The organism is Muribaculum sp. (assembly GCF_029051885.1).
Taxonomy (GTDB): Bacteria; Bacteroidota; Bacteroidia; order Bacteroidales; family Muribaculaceae; genus Muribaculum.
The window spans coordinates 1-3,064 of the sequence record NZ_JAIDKI010000222.1 but is presented as its reverse complement, the minus strand read 5'-3'; the positions used below and the strand labels follow the sequence as shown (position 1 = coordinate 3,064).

General features: G+C 50.3%; 2 protein-coding genes. One reads left to right on the top strand and one right to left on the bottom strand.

The window, feature by feature from the left end; all coding sequences use genetic code 11:
- The coding region (gene alaS / locus K2I50_RS09170) for an alanine--tRNA ligase (RefSeq protein WP_301026018.1) at positions 1-1,750 on the bottom strand (1,750 nt) is incomplete at its 3' end.
- A gap of 138 nt (positions 1,751-1,888) precedes the next feature.
- Here alaS and K2I50_RS09165 point away from each other — a divergent pair.
- A complete protein-coding gene (locus K2I50_RS09165) occupies positions 1,889-2,860 on the top strand; it encodes a M23 family metallopeptidase (RefSeq protein WP_301026017.1) in 972 nt (323 codons plus the stop codon).
- Positions 2,861-3,064: the final 204 nt, after the last annotated feature.

The window sequence follows — 3,064 nt, the reverse complement described above, 5'->3', positions numbered from 1 at the left end:
CGTGTGAGCCGAGTACTTCGCGCAATGCTTCGTGGAGCAGGTGGGTTGCGGTGTGGTTGCATGATGTCGCCTGACGGGCTTCCTCGTCGACGATAAGTCTTACTGCTGACTGAAGGTAGTTTTCTGTTGTCAGTTCCTTGGTGAGATGTACTGTGACGCCGTTTTCGCGTTTTGTGTCAAATATGTCGATGGTTTCACCGTCAAGGTACTTCATTACACCGCGGTCACCGACCTGTCCGCCCATTTCGCCATAGAATGGAGTGCGGTCGAAGATGATTTGGTAATACTCCTTGTTTTTCTGTGTGATTTTGCGATAGCGCAGTATATATGCGTCAATGTCGGTGCAGTCATATCCTACGAACTGCTGTTCGCCTTCGTTTATGATTACCCAGTCGCCGGTCTCGACAGCAGCGGCGTTGCGCGCACGTGCCTTCTGTGCGGCCATCTCGGTGTCGAAACCCTCGTGGTCAAGGGTCATGCCGTTCTCTTTGAGGATTAGCTCGGTAAGGTCGAGAGGGAATCCGTAGGTGTCGTAGAGCTGGAATGCTTCTTTGCCTGAAATCTCTGTAGACCCTTTGGCACGAGCCTGTTCGATGGCATTGTCGAGCAGACGGATGCCGTTTTCGAGCGTGCGGAGGAATGCATCCTCTTCTTCCTTTATGACACGCATTATCAGTTCGCGCTGTTTGGGCAATTCGGGATATGCCTCGCCCATGCTTTCGATGAGAGTGTCGACGAGTCGGTACATGAACGCCTGCTTCTGTCCGAGGAATGTATAGGCGTAGCGTACGGCACGGCGCAGGATGCGGCGGATTACATATCCGGCTTTGGCGTTGCCGGGCAGCTGTGAGTCGGCTATGGAGAATGCGATTGTGCGCACATGGTCGGCGATTACGCGCATGGCGATGTCGACTTTAGCGTCTTTCCCGTATTCCATTCCTGCAAGTTCGCCAATTTTATCAATCAGGGGAGTAAATACGTCGGTGTCGTAGTTGCTCTTTTTTCCCTGTAAGGCCATGCAGAGTCGCTCGAATCCCATGCCGGTGTCGATTACTTTTGCCGGCAGAGGCTCGAGAGAGCCGTCGGCCTTGCGGTTGTATTGCATGAATACGAGATTCCAGATTTCAATTACCTGGGGATGGTCGTGATTTACAAGGTCGCGTCCAGGAATGGATGCCTTTTCTTCGTCGGAACGGAGATCTATGTGTATTTCCGAACAGGGACCGCAGGGGCCGGTGTCGCCCATTTCCCAGAAATTGTCGTGCTTGTTGCCGTTGATGATATGGTCGGCGGGGAGATGCTTTTCCCAGTATGACGCAGCTTCGTCGTCGCGGCTCAATCCTTCTTCTTCAGAGCCTTCGAATACGGTTGCGTAGAGATTGGCCGGGTCAAGACCGAGTACATCTACAAGATATTCCCATGCCCAGTCGATGGCTTCTTTCTTGAAGTAATCGCCGAATGACCAGTTGCCGAGCATTTCAAACATCGTGTGGTGATATGTATCCATTCCTACCTCCTCGAGGTCGTTGTGCTTGCCGCTCACGCGCAGGCACTTCTGTGAGTCGGCCACGCGAGTGTGCTTGGCTGTTTTGTTGCCGAGTATGATATCCTTGAACTGGTTCATTCCGGCATTGGTGAACATGAGGGTGGGATCATCCTTGATGACCATCGGAGCGGAGGGTACAATAGTGTGTCCCTTGCTTCTGAAAAAGTCTTTGTAAGACTCTCGTATCTCTTTGGCGGTAAGCATCTTTATATGGTGTATTTTAATATGTTTGCATCTGTGTGGATTAATGGCTCGGGAGAGATTTCGCCATAATAGAGTGCAAAATTAGTGGATAATTGTTATTTTTGCAAAATAACTTTGAGTTATCGCAGGCAGTATCCAATGAGTAAAAAAGTATATTACCGCTATAATCCGGCTACCGACGGCTATGAACGTGTGTATCCAACCCGCGCACAGGAACTGTGGGGGAAGGTGAGGCACGTGCTTTTTGCCGGTATGACATGCACCGTGATTGTCGCTGCTATATATTATATGTGGGAGACTCCGCGAGAAAAGCTGCTGCGTGAGCAGAACGATGCTCTCCGCGAGCGTCTTGATATACTCGGGCGCAGATTGGATGCGTCGGCCGAGGTGATGGACGACATCATAACGCGTGATGATAATTTTTATCGTGTGATGATGGGTGCTCCGCGTCTGTCGGCTTCCGAACTTGATGCTCTTACAGGCAGCCATGATGAATATGCCCGCGTCGGAGCGCTTTCGGATGCAGAGCTGATAGGCTTGCTGTCGAGAAAGATGGATCTGGTCGAGGAGCAGCTGGCTGTCCAGTCGCGTTCGTTCGACGAACTCCGCCGTCTTGCCTCAACCAATAGCGACCGTATACAGCATATCCCCTCCATACAGCCTCTTCGGTCGGAGTCGATGAAGCGTATGGCTTCCGGTTATGGCTACAGGAGTGATCCGGTGTATGGTACCAGCCGGTTTCATGAAGGCCTTGACTTTGCTTCCGATATCGGGACTCCTGTCTATGCTACTGCCCGCGGGCGCGTAGTGAAGGCGGAGTGGGAGAGTGGTTATGGCAATATGGTAGAGATTGACCATGGCTACGATTATGTGACGCGCTATGCTCATCTCAGTAAGTTTAGTGTGAAGGCCGGTGATGTGGTCGGACGTGGTGATGTGGTCGGAGCTGTGGGTAATACCGGCAAGTCTACCGGGCCTCATCTCCACTATGAAGTGCGCTACAAGGATACTCCTCAGAATCCTATAAACTATTATTTTATGGATATTACTCCGGAGGAGTACAATGAGTTGATTCGTATGGCTGAGAATGCCGGACACGTTATGGACTGAGACTCTGTTGGCTACGCTGACTATCATTTTTTATTAAGTAAGTCGTAAAAATTATTACGTATATGAATACTTTTAAAACTTTATATTTCAGACGGAGCCTTTTTGCCGCTTTTGCATCTCTTCGTCGGTCATGTAGCTCGCTACACTCCTTCCTCATTGAGGAAAAATCAAACAAAAATCCTCTCGCCGGAAATATAAAATAAT

Coding starts and splice junctions, on each gene's coding strand:
- K2I50_RS09165 (WP_301026017.1), top strand. CDS start 1,889: ATGAGTAAAAAAGTATATTACCGCTATAATCCGGCTACCGACGGCTAT.